Annotated in this window: 19 protein-coding genes and 2 pseudogenes; 8 read left to right on the top strand and 13 right to left on the bottom strand. The window is 68.4% G+C overall.

What is annotated here, in order from left to right; all coding sequences use genetic code 11:
• Positions 1-28: 28 nt before the first annotated feature.
• Positions 29-874: a DUF692 domain-containing protein gene (locus CYFUS_RS13465; RefSeq protein WP_095985586.1), complete on the top strand. Its 846-nt coding sequence runs from the start codon at positions 29-31 to the stop codon at positions 872-874.
• Complete coding sequence (locus CYFUS_RS13460; protein WP_157758427.1) at positions 871-1,614, top strand: putative DNA-binding domain-containing protein; 744 nt, start codon at positions 871-873, stop codon at positions 1,612-1,614. Before CYFUS_RS13465 ends, CYFUS_RS13460 begins: the two co-directional genes overlap by 4 nt.
• 34 nt (positions 1,615-1,648) lie before the next feature.
• On the opposite strand, the gene CYFUS_RS13455 is transcribed toward CYFUS_RS13460, so the two are convergent.
• Together CYFUS_RS13455 and CYFUS_RS13450 are read right to left on the bottom strand one after the other, a co-directional pair.
• Positions 1,649-2,428: an NrsF family protein gene (locus CYFUS_RS13455; protein WP_095985584.1), complete on the bottom strand. Its 780-nt coding sequence runs from the start codon at positions 2,426-2,428 to the stop codon at positions 1,649-1,651.
• Positions 2,425-2,949, bottom strand: a complete 525-nt coding sequence (locus tag CYFUS_RS13450) for an RNA polymerase sigma factor (RefSeq protein WP_095985583.1) — start codon at positions 2,947-2,949, stop codon at positions 2,425-2,427. The genes CYFUS_RS13455 and CYFUS_RS13450 overlap by 4 nt, the downstream gene beginning before the upstream one ends.
• 123 nt (positions 2,950-3,072) lie before the next feature.
• Between CYFUS_RS13450 and CYFUS_RS13445 the strand changes: the two are divergent.
• Positions 3,073-3,309: pseudogene (locus CYFUS_RS13445) on the top strand (DUF2400 family protein); the annotation flags it as partial.
• Between the two features lie 301 nt (positions 3,310-3,610).
• Here CYFUS_RS13445 and CYFUS_RS13440 read toward each other — a convergent pair.
• Positions 3,611-3,835, bottom strand: coding sequence for a hypothetical protein (locus tag CYFUS_RS13440; RefSeq protein ID WP_095985582.1), 225 nt, complete (start codon positions 3,833-3,835; stop codon positions 3,611-3,613).
• A 495-nt stretch (positions 3,836-4,330) separates the two neighbouring features.
• On the opposite strand from CYFUS_RS13440, the gene CYFUS_RS13435 reads away from it, so the two are divergent.
• Positions 4,331-4,543, top strand: coding sequence for a hypothetical protein (locus tag CYFUS_RS13435; protein ID WP_095985581.1), 213 nt, complete (start codon positions 4,331-4,333; stop codon positions 4,541-4,543).
• 101 nt (positions 4,544-4,644) lie between these two features.
• Here the strand turns inward: CYFUS_RS13435 and CYFUS_RS13430 are convergent, their stop codons facing one another.
• Positions 4,645-5,598, bottom strand: coding sequence for a DUF1214 domain-containing protein (locus CYFUS_RS13430; RefSeq protein ID WP_095985580.1), 954 nt, complete (start codon positions 5,596-5,598; stop codon positions 4,645-4,647).
• 53 nt (positions 5,599-5,651) lie between these two features.
• Positions 5,652-6,674, bottom strand: a complete 1,023-nt coding sequence (locus CYFUS_RS13425; protein ID WP_095985579.1) for a LysR family transcriptional regulator — start codon at positions 6,672-6,674, stop codon at positions 5,652-5,654.
• 116 nt (positions 6,675-6,790) lie between these two features.
• Between CYFUS_RS13425 and CYFUS_RS13420 the strand changes: the two genes are divergently transcribed.
• Both CYFUS_RS13420 and CYFUS_RS13415 read left to right on the top strand, forming a co-directional pair.
• Positions 6,791-7,408 carry an FMN-dependent NADH-azoreductase gene (locus CYFUS_RS13420; RefSeq protein ID WP_095985578.1) on the top strand — a complete coding sequence of 206 codons (618 nt, stop codon included), beginning with the start codon at positions 6,791-6,793 and terminating at the stop codon, positions 7,406-7,408.
• Between the two features lie 27 nt (positions 7,409-7,435).
• Positions 7,436-8,335, top strand: coding sequence for a protocatechuate 3,4-dioxygenase (locus CYFUS_RS13415; RefSeq protein WP_095985577.1), 900 nt, complete (start codon positions 7,436-7,438; stop codon positions 8,333-8,335).
• Positions 8,336-8,641: 306 nt separating this feature from the next.
• Here the strand turns inward: CYFUS_RS13415 and CYFUS_RS13410 are convergent, their stop codons facing one another.
• From CYFUS_RS13410 to CYFUS_RS50565, 3 genes are all read right to left on the bottom strand, one after another.
• The gene (locus CYFUS_RS13410; protein ID WP_157758426.1) at positions 8,642-9,436 is read right to left on the bottom strand and encodes a hypothetical protein; all 795 of its coding nucleotides are present in this window, start codon (positions 9,434-9,436) and stop codon (positions 8,642-8,644) included.
• Positions 9,437-9,560: 124 nt separating this feature from the next.
• Positions 9,561-10,505, bottom strand: coding sequence for a DUF1214 domain-containing protein (locus CYFUS_RS13405; protein WP_198316568.1), 945 nt, complete (start codon positions 10,503-10,505; stop codon positions 9,561-9,563).
• The gene (locus tag CYFUS_RS50565) at positions 10,502-10,810 is read right to left on the bottom strand and encodes a hypothetical protein (RefSeq protein ID WP_157758425.1); all 309 of its coding nucleotides are present in this window, start codon (positions 10,808-10,810) and stop codon (positions 10,502-10,504) included. The genes CYFUS_RS13405 and CYFUS_RS50565 overlap by 4 nt, the downstream gene beginning before the upstream one ends.
• 282 nt (positions 10,811-11,092) lie before the next feature.
• On the opposite strand from CYFUS_RS50565, the pseudogene CYFUS_RS54510 reads away from it, so the two are divergent.
• Positions 11,093-11,308, top strand: a pseudogene (locus CYFUS_RS54510) (LysR substrate-binding domain-containing protein); the annotation flags it as partial.
• A gap of 30 nt (positions 11,309-11,338) precedes the next feature.
• Here CYFUS_RS54510 and CYFUS_RS13395 read toward each other — a convergent pair.
• Positions 11,339-13,018 (bottom strand): hypothetical protein, encoded by a 1,680-nt coding sequence (locus tag CYFUS_RS13395; protein WP_095985574.1) that lies wholly within the window; start codon positions 13,016-13,018, stop codon positions 11,339-11,341.
• 243 nt (positions 13,019-13,261) lie between these two features.
• On the opposite strand from CYFUS_RS13395, the gene CYFUS_RS51700 reads away from it, so the two are divergent.
• Positions 13,262-14,143: a hypothetical protein gene (locus CYFUS_RS51700; RefSeq protein WP_198317017.1), complete on the top strand. Its 882-nt coding sequence runs from the start codon at positions 13,262-13,264 to the stop codon at positions 14,141-14,143.
• 57 nt (positions 14,144-14,200) lie between these two features.
• Here the strand turns inward: CYFUS_RS51700 and CYFUS_RS13380 are convergent, their stop codons facing one another.
• From CYFUS_RS13380 to CYFUS_RS13365, 4 genes are all read right to left on the bottom strand, one after another.
• Entirely contained in the window at positions 14,201-14,704 is a 504-nt protein-coding gene (locus tag CYFUS_RS13380) for a DUF2243 domain-containing protein (protein WP_095985571.1), read from the bottom strand.
• Positions 14,694-14,882, bottom strand: a complete 189-nt coding sequence (locus tag CYFUS_RS13375; protein WP_157758424.1) for a hypothetical protein — start codon at positions 14,880-14,882, stop codon at positions 14,694-14,696. The genes CYFUS_RS13380 and CYFUS_RS13375 overlap by 11 nt, the downstream gene beginning before the upstream one ends.
• Before the next feature lie 125 nt (positions 14,883-15,007).
• Positions 15,008-17,371 carry a penicillin-binding protein 1C gene (gene pbpC, locus CYFUS_RS13370; RefSeq protein ID WP_198316567.1) on the bottom strand — a complete coding sequence of 788 codons (2,364 nt, stop codon included), beginning with the start codon at positions 17,369-17,371 and terminating at the stop codon, positions 15,008-15,010.
• Positions 17,371-23,073 carry an Ig-like domain-containing alpha-2-macroglobulin family protein gene (locus CYFUS_RS13365; protein WP_095985568.1) on the bottom strand — a complete coding sequence of 1,901 codons (5,703 nt, stop codon included), beginning with the start codon at positions 23,071-23,073 and terminating at the stop codon, positions 17,371-17,373. Before CYFUS_RS13365 ends, pbpC begins: the two co-directional genes overlap by 1 nt.
• Positions 23,074-23,185: the final 112 nt, after the last annotated feature.

The raw sequence follows: 23,185 nt of genomic DNA, 5'->3' as shown, positions 1-23,185 counted from the left end.
GTCCCCGTCGTGTAGGAAACCCCCTCTCATGCCCACCTCCATCCAAGGCATTGGTCTCGGTCTGCGCCGCGCCTACGCGCGAGAGTTGCTCGCGACGGACAGACGAATCGACTGGCTGGAAGTCACACCGGAGAACTGGGTGGGGTTTGGAGGCGAGCGCGCCCGGATCCTCCACGCGTGCGCCGAGCGCTGGCCCCTGGTGTCCCACAGCGTGAGTCTTTCGCTGGGAGGCCCGGATCCACTCGAGGCCCCGTTGCTCGACTCCCTCGAGGCACTTCGCCAGCAGACGGACTTCGCGTGGTGGAGCGATCACCTCTGCTACTCATCGGCCAACGGAGTGCACTTCCAGGACTTGCTGCCCCTGCCCTTCAGTGAAGAGGCCGTCGAGCACACCGCGAGCCGCATCCGCGAGGCGCAGCAACGGGTGGACGCGCCGCTGCTCGTGGAGAACATCTCCTATTATGCGCACATGCCCGGCGGCGAATTCGACGACGCGACCTTCGTCCGCTCCGTGGTGGAGCGCTCGGGCTGTGGGTTGTTGCTCGACGTCAACAACGTCTATGTGAACGCCGTCAACCACGGCTTCGCGCCCCGCGCCTTCATCGATGCCATGCCCCTGGAGCGCGTGCGTCAGCTGCACCTCGCGGGGCACACGCGGCAGGACGACGGGTTGATCATCGACACGCACATCGGGCCCATCATCGACGAGGTCTGGGAGCTGTACCGCTACACGCTGCGGCGGGCCGGACGGCTCATCCCGACCCTGGTGGAATGGGACCAGGACCTCCCCCCGCTGGACGAAGTCCTGGACGAACTGGAGCGCGCTCGCGCGCATGCCCACGCGGCGCTTGGCGTGCCGGAGGACGCACGATGAAGCTGCGCGAGTTCTTCGGCGCCATCACGCCTTTTCTCCAGGGAGAGGCCTCGCACCGGGAGGCGGTCCAGGCCCTCTATGGCGTACCCGAGCAAGCACAGGTCACGGATGCCCGGCGGCTGGCCCTCTACGGGCGCATGTGCCAACGCCATCGCTTCGAGGTGCTCGAGGGGCTCTACCCGCACTGCGTGCGCGCGGTGCGCGATCGCCAGGGAGAGGAGGGCTGGGCCGCACTCGTGGAGGCGTATTACCGCGCCCACCCCATGCGCGCCGCCGAGCTCAACGCCAATGGTGCCCACCTGCCGGAGTTCCTCACCCACTACGCACCCGCGAAGGGTCTGCCCGAGTGGCTGCCAGAGCTGGCGGACGTGGAGTGGTGGGAGTGGGAAGTGCTCGTCGCTCCGGATCGCGAGCAGGAGGGGCCACGCCCCTGTCTGGCCTCGACGGTGGACCTGCGGCCCTACCGCCATGATCTGGTGGAATGGATGGACGCCGAGCCCTCCGCGCGCGCGGACGCTCCCGAGCCTCGCGCGAGCCTCGTCCTCTTCTGGCGCGATCCCGAGGGAAACTTCCGACGGGGCAATGCCAGCGCCCTCGAGTTGCACGTGATCAAGGCCGTTCACGCGGGGCAGGGACTCGACGCGACCGCCGCGGAGGCGGGCCTCCCGGTGGAGGACCTGGAAGCCACGCGGGCCGAGCTCATCGCCTCGGGCGTGCTCCTCGGATTCGCGGCCCCCTGACTCGAGCCGACGTCGCCCTCCGAGAAGAGGCGACTCAGGGGGCGTGGCGGGTGGTGCGCAGATGGGCTCGCACCCAGGGGGCGAGCGCGCCCAGCACGAGCCAGGGCCCCACATGGGAGACGGCCAGGTGCCCGGGGCTCCCATCGGGGCAGTGCACGTGCAGGAGGATCAAGCCCACCGCGCCCGCGGCCAGTCCCGCGGCCACCGCCCGGACGGCGTGGAAGGCCATGCGGCGCAGCATGCCCAGGGTGGCGACGAAGGGCAGGAGCGAGAAGAGCGCCCCCGTGCGCACGCAGGAGACGCACCCCTCGACAAAGCCCCTGTTGGGGTTGGCGAGCCCCGAGCCGCCCAGCACGACCAGCAGCGCCACGCCCACCGCGCCGGTGCCCACCCCGCGCCAGCCCAGGCGCCGCGCGGGTGCCAGCGCCACCCAGAGCGCGCCACCCATGGACAGCAGCAGGAGGACGGCCAGCCCCACCACCACCCCGAGGGGCGCCGTGTTGCACAAGAGGTCCTTCGCCGCGAAGACGAGCGTCACGAGCGCCATGATGCCCGTGTACAGGCCCCCGAGCGTCCAGGCCTCGGACGTCCAGGGAGTCGCCTTGGGCTGTGCCGCCAGCGCCTCCAGGGCAACGGCCCGCACCGGCTCCAGGTCGGGGGGAGGCCGAGCGGCTCCCGGGACGGGCAGGGACTCCAGTGCGTCGAAGCCCTCGAGCAGGGCCTGGCACCCGGCGCAGCCGTCCACATGCGCGGCGAGCTCCGGCGAGAGGGGTTGGCCCAGGGATTCCAGCACGCGCGTGCACTCGGCGCTCATTCCTTCGCCTCCTGTTCGAGGGCGGACAGCAACTCGCGCAGCCGCGCGTAGCCCCGGTGGGCACGGACCTTGACCGCCGACTCCGTCAGCCCCATCGACTCGGCGATCTCCGCGAAGCCCATCCCCTCGAAGCGGTGCAGGACGATGGGGATGCGCTGTCCCTCGGGCAACTGGGCGAGCGCCCGCTGCACGGCGTTCTCCAGGCCCAGGTCCCGGGTGCCGCCGTGCTCCGAGGCGACCTGGGCGGGCAGCTCTCCCTCGTCCGTCAGCTCCTCGGGACGCTTGCGCCGCAGCCAGTCGCGCGCCGCGTTGGTGGCGATGGCGTACAGCCACGGCTTCACCCGCGAGCCCTCCTGGAAGCGCCCGCGCGCCTTCACCAGCGACAGGAACGTCTGCTGGGACAGGTCCTCGGCCGCGGCCACCTGGCCCGTCATCCGCGCCAGGTAGCCGTGGATGGGCCGCGCATAGCGCTGGAAGAGGACGTCGAAGGCCCGTGCATCACCCTGGCAGAAGCGCGCCATCAATTCCTCGTCTGATGCTCCGGCGGAGGAGGATGAAGCGGCCGGTGCATCGGCGGTACGCGCCAGGGGAGACTTGGGTTTCACCGGGCTCGCATTCTACCCCAGGCGAGGCAGCAACGAAGGCAATATCTGGGGCTCACCCGCCGCAACGACCTGAGCTGGCGCACCGCCGAGGAGGTGACGGCCTCGCTGCGCGTGCTCGACGCCGAGGCTCCCGTGCGCTTCGACTTCGCCCTCTGTCATGACGGCATGAGCGGCGTGTGTCCCACGACGCCCGTACGGGAGAACTGCGCCCGGTGCCTCTTGCGGCCCGCATGCGCCACCGGCCGCGAGACGGGGAGCGCGGGCCGGAGCCGCTGAGGCTGTTGGACGTCGCCGGTCAGGGGCGGAGGTGCTGGATCTCGAAGGAGAAGGCGTCGCTCTTCATCATGTCGTGTGCTCCCGTGGAATGGGGACGGTGGTTTCCGTCGCTCCCCGTCTTTCGGGGAAGTACCTACCGATACGGAGTCCCCCATTTTCCGGTTACACCTCACCGAGCCGCGGCCTCTCGAAATGCCGCAACGAAGGCCCGGTACTGCTCGCGCAGCTCCTTCAACGCCTGACGCGTGGAGGCACACCTGCCAGGGCAGGGAGCGGCTGCGCGAGGAACTGGAGCGAGTCGCTAACAATTACCATACTTGGCCGTGCAGATCAGGCCGCCCAGAGGGTTGCCCGCATTCTCGATGAGGCAAAGGGCCTTTCTGAGCTGACAGGCGGAGGAGGGGGGCTTCGGCGGATTCCCGGGGGCAGGGCCAGAGTCGGCCATGGCCACCTGCGAGGGAAGGACAACCGCGCTCGCCACCCCCAACGCCAACCCCAGCAGTCCCATCTTCAGCGTCTTCATCATGTCGTGCTCTCTTATGTCGTCTGGACGGTGGATTCCGTCGTTCCCCGTTTCGCGAGGAGTTACCTCTTCATACGGAACTCCATTTTTTCGGTTACCCGGAGTGGGATTTCCCGTCCTCCAGCTCGCTCGAGCTGGTGACGATTCCTGCTCTCGCTGCCGAGTCCCTCCCGCTTCGTCCCGGGCCCCGCCCCCACCGAGCGCGAGCTGTTCGAGGAGTGCTCGCTCGGGGTGCGCTCCGCGAGGCAGTCCACCAACTTCCGCGGACAGCGGGAGGTGCTCCTCGGCCCCTCGGCTCCTGCCCTCTCCCTCCACACGGCCCCCTTCCCTCCTATACGTTCGGCTCGTCAATTCGTTGAAATCATTGTGGTCTTTAGAAAACCAGGGGCGTCTTGGTTTTCGATGTAACCGGCAAACGAAGTTCTCCGTATGGACAGGCGACTCTCCGAAAAACGGGGAGCAACGGGACGTGGTCCGAACACCACAGGAGAAGACGACATGATGAAGACGCTGAAGATGGGAGTTCTCGGGTTGACGTTGGGGTTGACGGGCGCCCTTGTTTTTTCCTCGCAGGAGGCGAGGGCCGTCCCCAAGGCCCCGGACAGCAACCAGTGCAAGCTCATCAGGGCCGCATGCATCTTGAAATCCCAGTCCTGTCAGTCCGTCGCGTGCCCCTCCGCGGCGCTCTGCATGGCCTCGGCCGGCTGCTGAAACGCCTGTAAGCGTTCACCGGGTTGAGGGCGCGGCCTGGGGTGGCCCCCGTGCTCGCAGGTGCCTTGACAACCCCAGGTGCTCCAATATGGCTCGTACCCCTACCGCCCACTCTTCTCGTCGAGCGTCGGGAAGGTCCAGCTCCCGTCAAGAATCTCGGGACGCGGACGGTAGAGACGCACGAGGTAGTTCCACCCCTCAGGAGTCGGGATGGTGTTGGGCAACGCGCGGTCACCGCCGAACCGGACAGTGATCGACCCGTCGCTGTTCCGGATGCCCGTGACGCTGTTGACGCTGTAGACGCCCGCGTCGTTCGGCTCGAAGTACCCCTCGGCGTTGTACACCGAGATCGACCAGAAGGCGTCGACGGGCACATCGCCCACCGTGAGCTCATAGAACCCGACGGGCAGGCGCGGGTCGACGCCGACGTAGTAGGCCTCCTCGCTCGGCAGGCCTCCCCATCCGGCGGCCGTACCGATAAGGTGGCGCACCTGGTCGACATCAGCCTTCTTGCCGAACGTCTTGTCGAGCTCGCTCAGACCCCTCGCGAGGACGAGCAGCGCATCCCGCGTCTCGTTGAGGCTCGCTTCGACGTGGTCCGGGCGGGGGAAGGGCCGCGCGGATCCCGCCTCGATTCGCAGCTGGTCCTGCAACTGCACGACCTGCTCCACGTCGCCGGGGTCGTTGGGGTCGACCAGGATGCGAACCGCGACGACCACATACTCAGTTTCGAAGCGATCGATCGTGAGTTCGTAAGCGCCCGTGTCGTGGAAGATCTCGTTGACGTAGTGGTCTTCGTTCACGATCATCGCCGAGATGTAGCGGTCGCCGGCATCGGGAAGGGTCGGAGTCGCGCCAGCCGAGATGTCAACGACGGCAAAGCTATACAGCGTGTCGCGATTGAGGCGAATGACTGTCTGTACATCGCTAACGACGGGTGTGGGCTCCCGATTGTGCATGAAGGTGTTCACTCCACCCGCATCGCTCTGCAGATCGAAGAACATGCGGTCGGTCTCGGCGCGCGCGAAATTGTCTACGTTCACGTGAATTTGCATGGACAGAAGCCAGCCACACTCGCCAGGCGACGCGCCGTGCCCCGTACGGGCCATCAGCTCGTGGAGGGCTTGCGCGGCACCTTCCTCGTCGTAGGCGCCACCCGGGACGCCGCCGAGGCCCTGTCGACCACCTGGGAGGTCTGGCGGCCCGGCGCCGAGGGATAGGGCCCCGGGCCTGAATCCGAAGACAAACGGCGCTTCAGCTCGTCGAGCAACCACCGGCCGGCGACCCCCAGCACGCGGTCGCGTCGGTGGGCCGCGTAGATGGTCAGCCCTCCGGCTGGAGTCGAATCGTCGTCGAGTTGGAGCGGCACCAGGTGCCCCGCGGCGATGGAGCCGGCGACGAGGTGCTCGGGCATCCGGCACCAGCCAAAGCCAGCCAGCAGGAAGTCCAGACGCCGCCCGAGGTCGACGAAGCGCCAGAGCCTGGAGCTCAAGAGTCCGTAGTTCGCGCCACCGGCATCCATCGGGTCCGACAGGACGAGCTGGACATGGGGCTCCAGGTCTCCCCGCGTCACCGGTCGTCCGAGCGTGGCGAGCGGATGCGTGGGCGCCACCACGGCCTGCAATCCAATACGCAGCAGCGGGGAGGCGGCGATGTCCTCGGGGATGGTGGGCAGGAGCAGGCAGATTCCCAGCGCGGCCGAACCGTTTCGCAGGCGTCGCACCGCGCCTCCGAGCCCCTCGGTGGAGAAGCTGACGGGGAGATCGGGAAAGGTGCCGCTGAGCGCGCGAATGCTGTCGATCAGCGGCGCCGTCGGCACCAGGGGATCGATCGCGAGCGCGAGCTCGGGCTCCAGCCCCGCGCGCGTGCTCGCCGCCACCGCCTCGAACCGGGTCGCGCTCGCCAACACCAGACGTGCCTGCTCGACGAGTACGCGCCCGATTTCGGTCAGCCGTGGCCGGTGACCGCTCCGGTCGAAGAGCAGGACTCCCTGCAGGTTCTCGAGCGTCGCCACGGCCTGGCTGATCGCCGATTGCGCACGTCTGAGTTCACGGCCGGCCGCGGAAAAGCTGCCCGTGTCGGCGATCGTCACGAGGACGCGCAGTTGATCCAGGGTGAGGTTGCTCAGCATGATCCATCATCCACGCCGATGGACATCATCATGATTTCATCACTCCCGCAAGGGAGAGATGGCGCGTAGCTTGGCGTCATTCAAGCAACCCCCGTCCTCTCTCCAGGAGACCTCCGATGCCCAGGCTTCTCGTCATTGAAACCAGTCCGCGTGGCGATCATTCGATTTCACGTCACATGACCCGCCGCTTCGTCGCCGAATGGCGCGCCTCACATCCGGGCGGCGAAGTGGTCGAGCGGGATCTCATGGAGACCGAACTCCCGTTCGTCACCGCGCCCTGGCTCCAGGCCTATTTCACGCCGCCCGAGCAGCACTCGCCCGCGATGAAGGACGTGCTTCGACTGTCGGACGCGCTCGTCGCGGAGTTGCTCGCCGCCGACCACCTCGTCATCGCCACGCCCGTCTATAATTACAACGTGCCGGCCGCCCTGAAGGCGTGGGTGGATCACATCGTGCGCAAGGGATTGACGCTGGGCCACGACGGGCAGGGCCTCGTCACGGGCAAGAAGGCGACGGTCCTGCTCGCCTCGGGCGGCGTGTATACCGAAGGGTCGCCCATCCGGGATCGCGACATCGCAACGCGCTACCTGCGCCTGATCCTGAACGTGATTGGCATGACCGACGTGACGGTGGTCGCGGGCGGGGGCGCGAAGGTGGTCGACCTGGGCAGGGAGACGATGGACGGATTCCTGGCCCGGCTCGAACCCGACATCGAGCGCGCCGCGGCGAGCTGAACGACACCTGAACTCCAGAGGCTTTCGATGAGCACGAAGACGAAGAGCATGACGCGCCGGGGACTCCTCGGCGCGATGGGTCTGGCGGTGGTGGCGGTTCCGCTTCCCCGTTTCCTGGCCTGGGCGAAGCCCTCCGTGAAGCCAGTGGGCAGGGGCTGGGCCACGGGAGGCACCGCCGCGATGACCGGGGCGCGCAGCTACCCCAATCCCTTCACCTCCCAACCAGGCGCGGCGTGCAAGCTGACGTGCGCGCAGATCGTGGGCCCCTGCCATGGGAACACCCAGGTGCGCCAGGACATCAGCGAGGGGCACCCGGGGCTGCCCGTGCGGCTCGCGTTCCGGATCCTGGATGAGCGCTGTCAGCCCGTCGAGGGGGCCAGCGTGGACATCTGGCATGCCGGGCCCGAGGGGACGTATTCGGGCGACGATCAGCACGCGCTCTGCAATGCGGATGACGAGAAGGCTCGCGCCGCGCATTGGTTCCGGGGCGTGCAGAGGACCAACGCCGAGGGCCGGGTGGATTTCAATACCTGCTTTCCGGGCTGGTACCCGACCCGGACCGTGCACATCCATTTCACCATCCAGGTCGCGGGCGTCGAGAGCGTGACCTCCCAGCTCTACTTCGAGGACTCGCTCAACGACGACATCCTGCGCACCCAGGCGCTCTACAACACGCGCGGCGCACGCGACACGCGCAACACCGACGACAAGGTGGCGGCACCCGACCAACAGAGCGACTTCGTGCTGCAAACCCAGAAGATGCCGGATGGGGCGCTGCTGGCCTGGAAGACCTTCATCGTCCGCTCCTCGACGAGCCTCCCCCTGTGCGAGGCCAACAGCGAGCACATCCAGGCGCTCCTCAAGTCGGGCGTCAATCCCTCGGACCCGAGCACCTTCCCCCCCGGAATGATCCCCTCGAAGAAGTGAGGGACGCCTCCCCCTCCCTCAAGCTGCAAGGCCTTGATGTGCTCGCCTTCTTGACCGACCCCCTCGCCGCACACCGTCGCGGCTTGCAGGGACCTTCGCTCCTGCCCGCCGATCGCTCGCGCTCGCTGCCTGAGCCGGTGCATACTCAGGCACCGACTCACGCGTCACCGCTCCATCGTGTAGGAAATCTCAATAGGATTAGGAACACGATCTTCGTGTTCTGCCCAGATTCCAGTTTGGCCTCCAATGACACACAAGAGCCAGGCGCCTGGACAGCCGCATGCGCCTGGCTCCCAGGCCTATGGGTTAAAAGCCATAGTCGAATGCGACAAAGCGGGTGATGGCCTCACCAGCCGGCCCAGGGGTGCGAGCAACAGATGCCTCCATGACCTGGCCGCTGTATGGGAAGAACGAGGCCACCATGAAGCCGACCGAGCCTGTCTGCACAACCACCGCACCACCAGAGGTTTCTTCAACGAGCTCGGCACGCAGGACCGCCCAGGCGGGGTTGCTTGCTTCCCGCTCCAGGCTGACGCGCACCCAGTAAGCAACGCCCTTCTTCAGCGTGAAGCTCGCGGGTGTGAGGTGGCCACCAGGGCTGGGCGTGGACGCGAGGCACAAGCCGTTGGTAGGCCCCACGGAAACGATGTAAGCGCAACGCCCGTTGGTTTGATCCCAGAAGTAGGAGTCTCCCGGGTCATCCTGCACGCCGTTGCCGCCGGGGTCATTCCGGAACCACAGTTCCATGGCCAAACCACGCTCGCTGACGAAGGCTCCCACCCCATGTGTCCACAAAAGCTGGCCTGACGCATTGACCCAATTGTTGGCAGCCCCCTTCTGCGTGAAGGCAACAAGTGCATGTTGCGCAGTAGTGACAGCTTGCCCGGCAGGGCCGTCCCACACGAAGCGCGCTTGCAGCTTCACGGGCGAACCCACCTGAAGAGCGTTCAACGGCTTGGACAGAGCCGTTGGATAGTAGAAATCAAACCCCGAATTCACGGCGGGGTTGCTGACCAGGGTGCCACTGTCTGAACCTGCCATCGCCACAATGGGCATGAAAGCAGCAAGGGCGATTGAACCGAGCATCTTCTTCATCTTCACCTTCAAGACCTCCTCTTGGTAGAAAACCGAGTAAGCGTTCACCGGGTTGAGGGCGCGGCCTGGGGTGGCCCCCGTGCTCGCGGGTGCCATGACAACCCCAGGTGCTCCAATATGGCTCGTACCCCTACCGCCCACTCTTCTCGTCGAGCGTCGGGAAGGTCCAGCTCCCGTCAAGAATCTCGGGACCCGGACGGTAGAGACGCACGAGGTAGTTCCACCCCTCAGGAGTCGGGATGGTGTTGGGCAACCCGCGGTCCTCGCCGAACCGGACAGTGATCGACCCGTCGCTGTCCCGGATGCCCGTGACGCTGTTGACGCTATAGACGCCCGCGTCGTTCGGCTCGAAGTACCCCTCGGCGTTGTACACCGAGATCGACCAGAAGGCTTCGACGGGCACATCGCCCACCGTGAGCTCATAGAACCCGACGGGCAGGCGCGGGTCGACGCCGACGTAGTAGGCCTCCTCGCTCGGCAGGCCTCCCCATCCGGCGGCCGTACCGATAAGGTGGCGCACCTGGTCGACATCAGCCTTCTTGCCGAACGTCTTGTCGAACTCGCTCAGACCCTTCGCGAGGACGAGCAGCGCATCACTCGTCTCTTTGCGGCTCGCTTCGACGTGCTCCGGTTGGGGGAAGGGCCGCGTGGATCCCGCCTCGATTCGCAGCTGATTCTGCAACTTCACGACCTGCTCCACGTCGCCGGGGTCGTTGGGGTCGACCAGGATGCGAACCGCGACGACCACATACTCAGTCTCGAAGCAACCGATCGTGAGCTCGCAAGCGCCCGCTTCGTGGTAGATCTTGTTGACGTAGTGGTCTTCGTTCACGATCATCGCCGAGATGTAGCGGTCGCCGTCGGCAGCGGGAAGGTGCAGGGTCGCGCCAGCCGAGATGTCAACGACGGCAAAGCTATACAGCGTGTCGCGATTGAGGCGGATGACTGTCTGCACATTGCTAACGACGGGGGTGGGCTCCCGATTGTGCATGAAGGTGTTCACTCCACCCGCATCGCGCTGCAGATCGTAGAACATGCGGTCGGTCTCGGCGCGCGCGAAATTGTCTACGTTCACGTGAATTGTCTCTGGCATGGACAGGAGCCTGCCACACTCGCCAGGCGACGTCGAGTCCTAAGATTCATCATGATACTCTGCTCCAGCGCCATGACCCAACGACAGGGAATGGCCCCTGGTGGTATGACCGAAAGAACAACAAACACTACTGGAACGGAGAGATTACGTTGAAGGTGATGGTTGAGAGCGATGTCGAACTCTCGCGCTGCGTTGAGGTTGATTTCGTCAGACATCACGCCAACCATTGCAACATTGCTCACCGCACCTGCACAGATCGAGACATGGTAGATCATCGCGCGGCGCACGCTCCGAATGTGGGCCTCCAACTCCCGCGCGTGGGCCGCCTGCGTTCTGTGGTGCGAGGCTGCCCGCTCGCGACTACCTCGACGCGGCTCCGTAGCTCGCGCGTTCGTCGCCGTACTTGGTAGTTGGCGAAGGCTTCAGACGGGTCGTCGGGCCTACTCACAGCTCCTTTTCCAGCCACCGGGTCTGGTGTTGAGCCCCAAGCCGTCGCGCTGCCCCACGAGCCCACTCCCCTGCTACGTCCTTCCAGCAGGAGGGGCCGCCTGCGGTTGTGCTGGGAGCACGTGCCCTGCACCTTCGTCTTCAACCACCCGGAGGCCGTGCAGCTCGTGGCCATGGATGGCCTGGGCATCGCCCACCTGCCCGAGCGCGTCGTGGCCCCCGCGCTCGCGTCGGGACAGCTCGTCGCCGTCCTGCGCGAGCACGTGGGGGAGCGTGGGGCCTACTGGCTCCTGTGGCCGCCCGGGCGCGAGCGGCTCCCCAAGCCGCGGGCCTTCATTGACTTCGTCGGCTCGCTGTTCCCCTCGCCACTAGGGCTGGGGCGTCGCCAGGTCGGGCAGCATGGGCACGCGGCGCGCGCCGGGGCCGTTGGGCGTGGCGGCGCTGTTGTTCGTCACCCGCCGCAGCAGCGAGCGCAGCTTCGCCGCGTCCTTGCGGAGGTTGGCCGCGAAGGTCGAGGGCGCCGTTGGCTCCACGTAGAAGGTCACCGCCCCCACTGTCGCGTCCGTCACGTAGGCGCCGTGGTCCTGGAGCGCCTGCGCCACCATCTTCCCGTCCGCCGTCAGCCCCTGCGCGTTGATGTCCACGGAGGGCGGAATGGCGAAGTACGCCCCCATGGGGACGTTGCCCTTGTAGTTCCACTCGCTGTTCCAGTCCTGCTCGGTGGCGGGCCAGACGTAGCCCTTCGCGGTGCCGTAGCCCTTGGAGTCGTAGCCGCTGGACCCGCCGCTGTAATAGAGCTGCGCGCGGTCCACGGCCAGGGCGATGGCGTGCTGAATCTTCCCCGTGTACTTCGGGTGCGTGGGCGTCGTCTCCCACGCGCGGATGAGGCCGCCCACCGCGGCGCCACCGTAGGCGCGCACGCCGTTCTGCGGGCCCAGGCCGCTGCCGTAGAGGTCAATCTTGTGGTGGCGCCCCACGGTGTACGCCGTGGTCGACTGGCGCGTGGTGGCCCAGGCCTCGTCGATGTACGTCCGCGAGGGGTTGACCACGTGCATGTGCTTGTCGCTGCCGTTGGCGATGGTAGCGGTGGCGGGCACGTTGTAGGTGCCGTTGCGCGACGAGTCGTTGAAGTCCGACACCGCCGCCAACGGGTCGGTGGTGGACGCGAAGCTGATGGGGTGCGAGTACTCGTTCCAGTTGGCCCAGGCGTTGATGGTCCGGTTGTCGAACCAGGTGGCGAGGAAGTCGCGCGTCGCCGGGTCCGTGGTGCTCGCGTACACCGCTTCCTGGCCGATGGGCAGGTTCCATACCGAGTTCGAGGTGAAGGGCTGCAGCGTGGCGTCACGCGTGCCCTGCGTGTAGACCTTGAACTCGTCGAAGCGCGCGAGGTTGTCCTGGCTCGCGAGCAGGCCGACGCGGGTGGCGTACTGGTGCGAGGCGTCGTCGACGCCGCCCTTGTGCACGCCGTTGATGTACACGTCGATGCGGGTGCCGGACGCGCGCACCTCGAGCACGTCCCCCGCGACGGGCGCCTGCGCGATCTGCAGCGGGAAGTACTGCGTGTAGCCCACGTACTTCGTGAGGAAGTACTTCTGCGCGCCGAGGTCCGTCGCCAGCTTCCAGCAGTTGCCGCGGTCGACGTGGCGGAAGGTGAGGCCGGAGAACTCGCCCAGCGCGGCCAGCGTCACCATCACCCGGACGTTCGCGCTGCCGGGCACCGTGGCGTAGTGGTCCATCCAGGTGCCGTCGTCCTTGGAGAGGTACGCGCGGCCCGACATGATGCCCCAGGCGCTGCCCCAATAGGGATTCGGGGTCCACGCGTGCACGCCCTGCTCGAGGCTGTACAGGCGGGAGTCGTGGTTGGCCCGGGTGAACGAGTCATACAGGTTGGCGTCCGAGGCACCCTGCGCCTGGGTCTCCACGGGCTCCTCCCGCGTGTCGTCCAGGGGCGGCTCGCCACAAGCCGACCCCAGCCACAGCATGGGGAACAACACCGGGAGGAGGGCGGCACGCGCCGCCCGCTGAGTACGTCTAGAGGTGCTCTTCATCGCTTCTCCTTTTGTTGCCGCGACTGGGAACTCCAGTGCGGCCGACAAGGATACAGGCGAAGAGTGCAATTCAGGAAATATCAGACTTCATTGATTTTTCAATATTCCAGCAGCACTCGTGCAGGGCTTCTCCGAGCGCCTCGGGGTGACGCTGGCTCCCGTGCCGCTCGCGCCCCAGGTTCGCGCCCGGGCGGAGGCCCTCGTCGCCGAGCGCCAACACAGCCTCCCGAGGTACCCTACACCATGCTCCCCCCGCAGCGCTGGTTGTCCCCTGACGAAGCCGCCGCCTACCTGCGCCCCTACACGGCGTTCCGACGTGTCGGCGCCCGGATTGGCATGGATGTCGACCCCCAGGTCCTCTCCTTCGGCTCCAACAACAGCGGCGCCGGGCTGTTCTCGGGCGGCCGCGTCCCCTCGCTCAGCCTCGTGAACCCCAAGGGCTCCACGTTCATCGAAGGTGACCTGTACGTCGACGGGTGGCTGGAGAATCCCGGTGGACTCGTCTTCGTCCGCGGCAACCTCATGGCGCAGACGCTCTACACGAGTGGCTACCTCGTCGTGCTCGGGGAGCTCCGTGTCCGGCGGCTGTTCGGCGAGGACGAGCCGCTCGGCACCTACGTCTTCGGCGATGCCTACGTCGAGAGCGCCATCTTCAACCACAACCACTCATTCGATGTGTGGGGAAAGGCCGAGCTGGGGGACCTCGTCCACGACGAGACGCACGGACGCGAGGCCGTGCGCGAGCGGCTGGCGGCCCAGGGCGTGCTCTCCGCACCGAGGAACGAGGACTTCCTCGTCGACGTCCAGATGGGCCTGCGCAACCAGGCCGAGCGGTGGGGCGCCCTCCCAGAGGACTGGGTCGCACGCAGGTACACGCCGAAGCCCGGCGACATCGATGCCGGGAAGCTCCCGCCCCCGCGGTTGGGAGTCGTCCTCGAGCTCGAACGGTGGCTGGCCACCACGCAGCTCACCCAGCGGCAGCAACTGGAGGAGCTTCGTGCGCACTGGCTCTCCCGGTTGACCGACGCCGAGGTGCGTCCGGAAGCCACGCGCATCATCCGCAAGGCCATCAACTCGAAGAAGCTCGCCGAGGAGCGGGATGCGCTCCTGCGGACGCTCGAGTGAAGAGGCCGGGCGGGTCGCTCGCACGGCCAGAGGACTCCGGCGATGGCCTTCCGTGCCTCAAAGCACGGGCGGGACGACGCCTCGCGGCAGGGTGTCGTCACGGCCCGCGCGCACGAGCGCACCGCCTCCCACGATGAGCAGGACTCCGAAGAGCAGGAAGCCGATGTCCCAGGCCAACTGCCCCTCCCCGGGGTGGACGTGGTGGATGCCGAGGAGCTGATGGTCGATGAGGCCCTCCACCACGTTGAACAAGCCCCAGCCGATGGACAGCGAGCCCACGAAGGTGCGCGTCGACCAGGGGACCTCGGGGCGCTGGCCCGCGCGCCACAACAGGGCCAGCCCAATCACCGTCGTCAGCCAGGTGAAGGCGTGGAACAGGCCGTCCCAGAACATGTTGATCTTCATCGGCACCAGCTCCGTGGGCGGCAGCCGCGACGAGAGCATGTGGTGCCACTGGAGGATCTGATGCAGGAGGATTCCGTCGACGAAGCCGCCCAGCCCGGTGCCGAGCAACACGCCCGCCGAGAGGAGCGCTCCTTGATGCCGTGCCTCACCCACCATGGTCTTCTCCTTGCCATCCCGTCAGGCCCACGCGGTACAGCAGTGCACTGAGAAAGCCGATGATCAGGAAGGGCACGCACACCATCACCAGCGCGTCCACGAACCCGACCTCGACAATCGCGCGCCGCACCAACCGGCTGGTGGGGCAATCCGGACAGGCGGACGAGGCCGTTGTCACCGCGAAGCTCCCCCAGGCCACGAGGGGAGGAAGTGAGCGGAGTCTCATGCCGCCAAGCTAGAGCCTCCCCACACGGGAGCCCCGCTGAACCGGAGCAGAACGTCTGGGAGTGGCCAGTGGCGGGCCTATCGCCGCTCACGCACCTTCAGGATCCGTCGAGCACTGAGCCCTCGATCGTCCGAAACGACGATCTCATGCGTGCCCTCGGAGGGTGCCCACCACACCCGCTCGTCCGCTCGCGCCGAGGCCAGGAACTCCCCGTCCACGAACCACGCCAGCTCGCGGTCCTCCTCCGACTCGGCCTCCAGCGGCACCTCCTGTTGATCCGCCGGGAGGCCGGGAATCAACAGCGTCACCTGCCCGCGTCCAGGCGAGATGATCTCGGGAGCCCGCCGCGCGCCGCCCGGCTCGCACCCGGGCGCGAAGGCGGGAGGCTGGGGCAACAGCCGGTGCTGCTCGTCGAGCCACCGCCGGATGCTCGCGGGCCAGGAGAGAAACACCCGCATCTCGGTGCGCCGCCCGGCCCGGCACGCGGGACTCACCGCCAGCCCCGTGGCCACCTCCACCTCCACCTGCTGGTGATAGGGACAGACCGCCGTGGGCACATGGCTGCGCTCGGCGTACACGAGCTTGCGCTGGGTACAGGCCTCGGTGGGCAGGTGGCCCGACCAGGCGCAGACCTCCACCTGGGTGAGCTCCGGGGGTACCGCCACGTCGGGGTCCTCGGTGCGGCCCCGGGGCGCGAGCCCCTCGAGGATGTCGAACAGCAGGGGCCCCGACGTCTCCGCGCCCACCAGGTGCACGCTGGGCGAGTTGTCGAAGTTGCCCGTCCACACCACCGCGGTGTGCCGGGGCCCGGAGCCGGCCGCCCACGCGTCGCGGTGGCCGAAGCTCGTCCCCGTCTTCCAGTGCACCTGGGACGGCAGCCCCGTGAGCTGGCGCCGCGCCGGGAAGTCCGGCCGATCCCTCAAGGACAGCGCACGCCGGGTGAGCCACGCCGCCCCGCGCGAGAAGATCTCCTGGGCCTCCCCGGGCGCGTCCTCCGCCAGCACCTTCAGGGGCCGTGCCCGCCCGTTCTCGGCGAGCGCCAGGTAGAGGCCCGCCACCTCCAGGGGCGTGAGCTCGATGCCGCCCACCGCCGCGGACAGGCCGTAATACCCCGGCTCCGGGTTCAGGCTCGTCACGCCCGCGAGCCGCAGCGTGCCGAGGAAGCGCTCCACCCCGAGTTGCTGCAACAACTTCACGAAGGGCAGGTTGAGCGACTGCGACAGCGCGCTCTCCAGCCGCACGAGCCCCTGGAACTTCCCATCGAAGTTGCGCGGCGCATAGGTGCCATACGCGGCCGGGATGTCGGCCACGCGCTGCTCGGGCCCGGCCAGCCCCTCGTCGATGGCCAGGGCATAGATGAAGGGCTTGAGCGCCGAGCCGGGCGAGCGCGCCATCGCGAAGCCCGGAATCTGTCCGCCATGCGCGGTGTCGAAGAAGTCGAGGCTGCCCACCAGGGCGACCACCTCGGCGCGCTCCCGGTCCACCACCACCGCCGCGCCGTTGTGGATGGCGTGGGCGCGCAAGCCGGGCGCGGCGTCACGCATCACCCGCTCCGTCAGCCGCTGCGCGCCCGCGTCCAACGTCGTACGCAAAACGAGCTGCCCCGGCCGCTGGGCGCGCAACCACGCCGCCGCGTGGGGCGCCTCCCGGGGAAAGGGCATGAGCCGCGACGGCAGGGGCGTGGCGCGCACCTCCGCCAGCACGGCCTCGGGCGCCACCCGCGCCTCGGGCGGCCCGAGCGGCAGCGCCCCGGCGTCGAGCAACCGGCTCGCCACCGAGTCCCTCGCCACCTGGAGCCGCACCACGTTCGCCGGAGAGGGGAAACGCCGGTTGGGGTTCTGCGGCACCGCCAGGAGCGTGGCCATCTCCGCCGCGCTCAGGTGGGTGGCCCGGTGGCCGAAATACGCCAGCGCCGCCGCCTCCACCCCTTCCATGTTGCGCCCATAGGGCACGAACTGGAGATAGGCCGAGAGAATCTCCCGCTTGGACAGCCGCAGCTCGAGCTGGGCGGCGCGCAGGGACTCGACGAGCTTGGACGTGAAGGTGCGCGGCCGGGGCTCGAGCACCCGCACCAGTTGCAGGGTCAACGTGGAGGCGCCGGACACCCGCCGCCCCCGGAGCACGTTCGTCATCGCCGCGCGCACCACCGCCAGGGGATCCACCCCGGGGTGCCACGCGAAGCGCTTGTCCTCCAGCGCCAGCAGGGCCTGGACGTAGGCCGGGTCCACCTCCTCCAGCACGGTGGGAACCCGCCAGCGCTGGTCCGGCGCCAGGAAGACATGAGCCACCGTGCCGTCCCGGTACTCCACCACCACCGAGTGCTGCTCGAAGAGGCGCACGGGCAGCGGCACCCACCACGCCGCGGCGAGCGCGGCGAGCAGGAGGGACAGCACGGCGAGGGCCCCCTGGAGGGCCCTCTTGCTGGAGGGGCGCGGAGCCATCAGAGCAGGAAGTCCGCCCAGGGTCCGGAGATGCGCACCGAGCCACCCGCCTCGCGCGCCCAGATGCGGGGGTCGTACATCGCCTCCGCCTCCACGGGGGGCAGCGTGAACGCGCCGGACGTCACCGCGCGCACCGCGTACACCACCGTCTTCGACTCGCCCGGGTTGAGCGCGCCGAACACCTCCACGCGGTCATCCCGGAGGTTCACGTAGTCCGCGGCCCACTGGTTGTCCGCGGAGGCCCACTCCACCGAGCCTCCCCGTCCCAGCCGCGCGTTCTCGATCTCCCAGCCCGCGGGCAACCGGTCCACCAGCGCGATGTTCTGGATGCGCTCGCCCGAGTTGTTCTTGATGATCACCTCCACGTAGACGAGGTCCGCCAGGTTCATCTGGCCGCCCTTCACGTCGAGCACGTCGCCCGCGAGGTTGCGGTACTGGCGCGTCAGGGACAGCCCCTGGCCGCCGGTGCGGTACACGCCGTCCGCGCGCACGCCCTCACTGGCGAGCACCAGGTACAGCTTGCCCTCGCTCTTCTCCGGGACCTTGAGCGTGAGGCCCTTGCGCTCGCTCGCGCGCACCAGCGCCCACGTCCGGTCGCTCGCGCGCTGCTTCGGGACCGACTGGGGCGCCAGCTCCTTGCCATCCGCGGTGAGCACCGGCGGAGAGAACGAGGAGGCCGCACCCGCCACGCGCTTGCCCAGACCGGTGATGCCCCAGACCAGCTCCTGCGTGGTGTAGTACGAGCTGCGCTCGTTCTGGAGCGCCTCGGCCACGCGCTGCGCGAGCGGCTCGCCCGCCGGATCATTGCCGAACAGATCCTGGAACGTGCTCAGCATGAGGCCGCGCCGGCGCCGGTCCGAATAGAAGGACCAGGAGTTCCACCGCTCCTCGCTCAGGGCCGAGACGTCCGGGTTGCGCAGGTCCTTCTCGTAGCGGCGGTCACCCGCCAGGTACAGCGCGGCCTTGAGGAGGTAGTCCTGCTCGGCGCGCTGGTTGGTGCTGTAGAACTTCTTGCCGCCCAGCTCGTCGATGAGCTTCTGCACGCGCGCCTTCTGGCCCTTGCCCGCGAGAGCCAGCACGTAGTGCACGTAGGCCTCCGAGCCGTCGTCGTAGGAGGAGTGGTCGTGCGCGAGCCGGTCGGGGTTCTTGGCGACTTCCGTCATCCACTGGATCGCGTCGTCGAGCCGCTCCTGCGGCACCGCGTACTTGCGCTTCTGCGCGTCCAGCAGCATGTGCGTGGCGTAGGCCGTGCCCCAGGCGACGGGCTCGGACTGGCCCGGCCAGTAGGCGAAGCCGCCCGAGGACGTCTGCATGGAGAAGACGCGCCGGATGCCCGAGAGCACCATGTCCTCCACCTTGGCGTTGGCCGTGAGCGCCGGGTCCACGCTGTCGACGAACTCGGAGACATAGAGCAGCGGCCGGGTGGAGGACGTCGTCTGCTCGATGCAACCGTAGGGGTATTGCACGAGATAGGACAGGTGCTGGAAGGACTGGGCGTAGGGGTTGGTGGTCACCCAGAACGAGGAGCGCTCGCTCGTGGGCAGCCAGCCCTGGAGCAGGGGCGCGAGGTCCAGCGTGCCCGCGGCCAGCTCCACGCGCTGCACCTTGCGCTCACGCGGACCCGAGGGGAGCAGGGGCACGTCGAGCTGCTCGAACGAGGTATGCCCCCCGCCCTCGGCCGTCACCTTGAGGCGAGCGGCGCCCACCGCCTGCACCGCCTTGCCCTGGAAGACGAACGTGCCCGCCTTGCCGTTCTCCAGCCGCAGCCGGCCCTCGCTCTTGCCGAGCAGTTGCAGGGGTGAGGTCTGCGCGCCGGCGGGCATGGCCATGCCGGGCACCGGGAGGTTCTCCGCGGACAGGGACACCTTCACGTCCTGCGCCTTGCCGGACAGGTTGGTGACGAAGACGGGGATTTGAATCTCGTCGCCCTGGCTGAGGAAGCGCGGCAGCGTGGTCTGGAGCACGAGCGGATCGCGCACGAGCACCTGCTTGCTGGCGTGGCCGATGCGCTTGGGGCCGCTCGTCACCACCATGACGCGCACCGCGCCGCGGTACTGGGGCAACTGGAAGGGGACGCGCAGCTTGCCGGAGGCCGGCACCGGCAGCACGCCACTCCACAGGGCCACGGGCTTGACGGGCTGCACCCGGCCCGAGGCGCCCTCGTCACCGTCACCGCCCGTGGAGCGGCTGGCGCCCGCGGGAGGAATGAGCAGCGTCCACCCGAGCGTCTCGTACGTCTGCACGCCCAGGGCGCGCTTCTTGAAGAGCTCCGTGATCGGATCCGGGCTCTCGAAGCGCGTGAGCGAGAGGATGCCCTCGTCCACCACCGCCACGGTGGCGAAGGTGTTCGGCTCCACCGCGCCCAGTTCCAGGTCCACCGGCAGGGTGTCGTTGGAGCGCACCTCGCCGGGGACCTTCAGGGTGACGGCCTGGGTGAAGTCCACCGGCGTCACCTTCACACTGGCCACGCCAAAGGCGCGGTCCGGCATGAAGGCCTGGGCGGACTCCAGATGGGGGTCCTTCACCAGGAAGGCGCTGATGTACACGTTGGGCGCGAAGGCCGAGGGCGTGAAGCTCCACGTCGTCTCGCCCGGCTCCACGGCCTTCCACTCGGCGGCCTGCACGCCGTCGGTCTCGGCGGTGAAGAGGATGCGGCCGCGGTAGGGCACCTTCACCTTCACGGCGAGCGCCTCGCCCACCCTGGCCGCGTCGGGCAGCTCCAGCGCGAGCGAGGTGGGCCGGGCCGGACGGGGCGTCTGATCCACCCGCGAGGCCCCACCCCACCAGGCGTAGCGGCCCTGGCCCTCCAACTGGAGATCCGTCTGCGCGGCGCCGGAGCGCACGCGCACCACGTAGCCCGCGGAGTCCGTGGAGGGCGTCACCTGGAAGGTGAACTTGCCGGCCTCGGGCTTCACGGTGGTGCGGCCCTCGCGCACGGCGCGCAGGTGGCGCTGGTAGCGCTCCTCCCCCGACTCCTCGTCGTAGAAGTAGCCGTACTCCTCGTCCAGCCGCAGGTACTCCACGTCGAGCGGCTTGATCTGCTGGCCATACGGCGCGCCCTGCCAGTCCACCACCACGCCGGTGACGGTGAAGGGCTGGCCGGCGTGCACCTTCTGCACATTGGCCTGGAGGCCCACATAGTAGGGCTCGGGGTGCACGGGCACGCTGGCCGAGCCCACCGTGGAGCGGCCACTGCCGGCCTCGAAGACGCTCGCCAGGGCCACGAGCTGCGCGGGGCCCTTGAAGCCGCCCGCGGACTGCTGCGCCGGGCAACGCACGGTCACCTGACCCTTGTCATCCAGCTCGCCCTTCACCTGCCCGAGCACGCTGCCCTTGGCCTCCGTCTCCTCCGGACGCCACACGCCATAGGCGTACTGGCCGTTCTCCTTGGGGCGGAAGACGGATGGCTCCAGGCGGCACGTCACCTCCACGGGGCTGCCCTCGGCCGAGCCGCCGAAGAGGTAGGCGGCCTGCACCGTCACCGGCACCTCCTGGCCCTGCACGTACCCGGGCTTGTCCGCCTGGGCCGTCACCTTCATGCGCTCGGGGACGAACTCCTCCACGTTGAGGCCGTAGGTGGCCACCTGCTTGTCGGCCACGCTGAGCACCACGCGGTAGGCGCCCGTGTCCTGGTAGGCCTCGAAGGGCACGTCCAGCGACACCAGGCCCGCCTCGTTCGTCTTGAGCGTCAGCTTGCGCAAGTCCCTCTCGCGCGGATCCACCACCTTGAGCTCCACGGGCACGCCCGCCTGGGGCGCCACGTCCTCCTGGTTGCGCAGCACCGCGACGACGTGGGCGGTGTCACCCGGGCGGTACACGCCCCGGTCCGAGTACAGGGAGGCGCGGTAGGGCTGCTGCGCGCGGTACGGCTCGCCCTGCACGTCCGAGTTGGCGATCTCCGTCTGGAGCTCGCTGTACTTGAGGTAGGTGAACTCCTCGCCCTTGCGCGCGAACAGGGCGAAGGGCTCGGCGGTGTCCAGGGTGTCCACCGGCACCGACAGCTTGCAGCCCTCCGCGCCTCCGGTGGTGCAGCGGGCCACCACCTGACCGCTCTTCTTCACGAGCGACACCTCGACGCCCGACTGCGGCTCGGTGTTCTCCATGCCGAGCACCCACGCCCACACTTCCTCCTTGGCGTTGGAGCCCTTGGGGGCCAGGCCGCGCTTGGCCACGAGGCTCAGGTCCGTGAGGAGGATGCGGGAGGCGGCCGACTTGGAGCCGCCCAAGGCGGTGATCTCCACGAGCCCGCGGGTGGAAGCGGGCACGAGCGAGCCCACGTCCAGCCAGGTGGTGGCCAGGGTGTCCTGGGGGCCCTGCACGGGAAGCGACTTGCGCGCGATGATGTTGGAGGTGCGCTCGTTGGCGGTCTCCCGGGAGTCATCGCTCATCCAGAAGAGGAGGTTCTCCTGGGGGACGTGGCGCACCACGAGCTCCACCGCGTCCAGGTTGAGATGGTTGAGGGGGAGGTTGCGCCAGGCGGAACGTGGCAGGTAGCGGCCGGTGGAGCCGAAGCTCAACTGGGCGCTGCGCGCGGAGATGGAGAAGGACTTCTCGTAGGTGGACAGCAGCGTGCCGCCCGTGCTCGAGGTGGCGCCCGCGTCGATCGTCATGGCGTAGGTGCCGCGCTTGAAGTCGCCGAGGATGCGGAAGCCCCAGCGCGAGGGAGACACGGAGAAGGCCACGGACGGGCTGAAGTGGATGGTGTCCGCGGCCGAGTCCTCGTCCAGGCTGCAGCGGTCACCCGTGTTGCCGTAGTAGTAGTACTCCTCCTCGCCCTCCTCCTGGCTGGGCTCCTCGTCGCCGGCCCGCTCGCGGCAGCGCACCTCGATGTAGTGCCCGGTGGCGCCTTCCTGGACATAGGCGTTGGTGATGTCCAGGCGCTTGCCCACGAACAGCGTGAACGAGCCCGAGCCCGCGGCGGCGGGATCGCTCTTGGAGCCCGCGGGCAACAGGCCCGCCTTGAGGGAGAAGCGCACCTCGGCGCCGGGATGGAGGCTCGTTCCGCCGAGGGTGGCGGTAAGGGTATGGGGGTTGTTGGGCTGGGAGCGCAGCTTCACGTCGGACAGGGCCTTGCCATCCACGGAGAAGGAGGAGAGCCGGCGCACGCTGGCCAGGTCCACGGGACCGGAGAAGACGAGATCCACCTCCACCTTGCCCTTGCGCGTGTCCACCTGCCGGGGCGCCAGGCGCAGGAAGGCGAAGATGGGCGTGGTGAAGGTGCGGCTCCACTTGCCGGAGGCGGGGGGCTTGATGACGGTGCCGTCCTGCAACTCCAGCGCGTCGAGGGAGACGGTGTAGGTGGTGTTGAAGGCGAGCGGCTTCCGGGGGGTGAAGACGAGCGTGGAGGGGCCCTTGAAGCTGAGCAGGCCCGGCGCGTCGGGCGAGACGGTGACGACGGTGCCCTTGCGGACCTCCTGGTCATCGGGCCGCACGGCGCGGGGGAATTCGATCACCACCTCGCGCGGCAGCATGCCCTGGGGGCCCAGCTCATAGAGGGTGGGCAGGAGGGACTCCGCTTTGGGAGCGGACGGGGGGGCCTCGCCCGAGGCGGGAGCGCCGGGAGTGGGGCTCGTGGCGGGAGGCGGGGCCTGGGGCTCGTCCTTCTTGCAGGCGGAGAGCGTGCTCACGAGCAGCGCCGCCAGCAACCAGCGCGATCTGCCCGCGCGGGATGGAAGAGGCTTGGGGACGGACTGCGGATTCATGGTTTCTCCGAGAGGGGTGCGGCGAGTGATTCACGCGGCATGCCAGGGGGGCCGCGTGGGGGGAGCTGAGAGGAATGGGAGGGAAGAACGGGAGCCCGAGCACGTCCCCAGC

It is taken from the genome of Cystobacter fuscus (assembly GCF_002305875.1).
Classification (GTDB): Bacteria; Myxococcota; Myxococcia; order Myxococcales; family Myxococcaceae; genus Cystobacter; species Cystobacter fuscus_A.
This window is presented reverse-complemented; position numbering and strand designations above follow the sequence as displayed.